Annotated in this window: 1 protein-coding gene; it reads left to right on the top strand. The window is 55.9% G+C overall.

Annotated elements, in window-relative coordinates:
* The first annotated feature begins 64 nt into the window (after positions 1-64).
* A protein-coding gene (locus BLS51_RS29115; protein ID WP_090285882.1) for an IS3 family transposase occupies positions 65-1,227 on the top strand; the annotation gives its coding sequence in 2 pieces (ribosomal slippage) (positions 65-320 and positions 320-1,227; 1,164 coding nt in all).
* Positions 1,228-1,235 lie beyond the last annotated feature (8 nt).

The following is a 1,235-nucleotide window of genomic DNA, read 5'->3' as shown; positions in this document are numbered from 1 at the left end:
TGTAGTGGTTTAATGTACCCGGACACCAATTTAGGCGAGAATGCTCGCCATGGAGAGGTGTTTGATGAGCAAGCAAAGACGTACATTTTCCCCTGAGTTCAAGCAGCAGGCAGCATGCTTGGTATTGGATCAGGGATACAGCCACGTGGAGGCCAGCCGGTCGATTGGCGTCGGAGAATCGCTAATGCGCCGCTGGGTTCAGCAGCTTCAATTGGAGCGACAAGGCGTCACGCCACAGGGCAAGGCGATCACGCCGGATCAGCAGCGAATACAGGAACTAGAGGCGCGCATTGAACGTCTTGAGCGGGAGAAATCCATTTTAAAAAAGGCTACCGCGCTCTTGATGTCGGAAGGGATAGAACGTACGAGGTAATCGATCAGATTTGTGGTGACGAATCAATCGAGTTGATCTGCGCGGTCTTCGACATCGCGCGCTCATGCCTGTATGCACATCGGGAGCGCGTGCGACACATTGATGTTGAGCGCATGGCATTACGTAGCCGCGTCCACGAGCTGTTCGTTGAGAGCCGCAGTTCAGCGGGGAGCCGCAGCATCATGGACATGATGCGCGAGGAAGGCACTGCCATTGGCCGCTTCAAAGTTAGTCGCCTGATGGAGGAGTTGGGGCTGGTCTGCAAGCAACCTGGCAAGCACGCCTACAAGCAGGCCACGGTGGAGCGTGTCGACATTCCGAATCATCTCAACCGAGAGTTCACGGTGGAGGCGCCAAATCAGGTCTGGTGCGGCGATATCACCTATGTTTGGGCGCAGGGGCGATGGTATTACTTGGCTGTGGTGTTGGATCTGTTCGCTCGCCGAGCCGTGGGCTGGGCATTCTCACTACGGCCCGACGCCGACCTTGTTGTGCAAGCGCTGGAAATGGCCTACGAGCAGCGTGGTCGACCGCAGGGACTGCTGTTCCATTCGGATCAGGGCAGTCAGTACGCCAGCCGAAAATTCCGTCAGCGCTTGTGGCGCTACCGGATACGGCAGAGTATGAGCCGGCGTGGAAATTGTTGGGATAACTCACCTATGGAACGACTGTTCCGTAGCTTCAAAACGGAATGGCTGCCGTCAACAGGTTACATGACGGCACAAGAAGCACAACGGGACATCAGCCATTACCTGATGCACCGGTATAACTGGATACGGCCGCATCAGTTCAACCAGGGACTGGCACCGGCCGTCGTCGAAGAAAAACTTAACATAGTGTCCGGGATGGGTTGACCACTACA

Origin of the sequence: Duganella sp. OV510 (assembly GCF_900100205.1) — a bacterium.
In the GTDB taxonomy this organism is placed as follows: Bacteria; Pseudomonadota; Gammaproteobacteria; order Burkholderiales; family Burkholderiaceae_D; genus Rugamonas.
The sequence above is the reverse complement of the archived record's forward strand: the minus strand, read 5'-3'. Positions and strand labels throughout refer to the sequence as shown.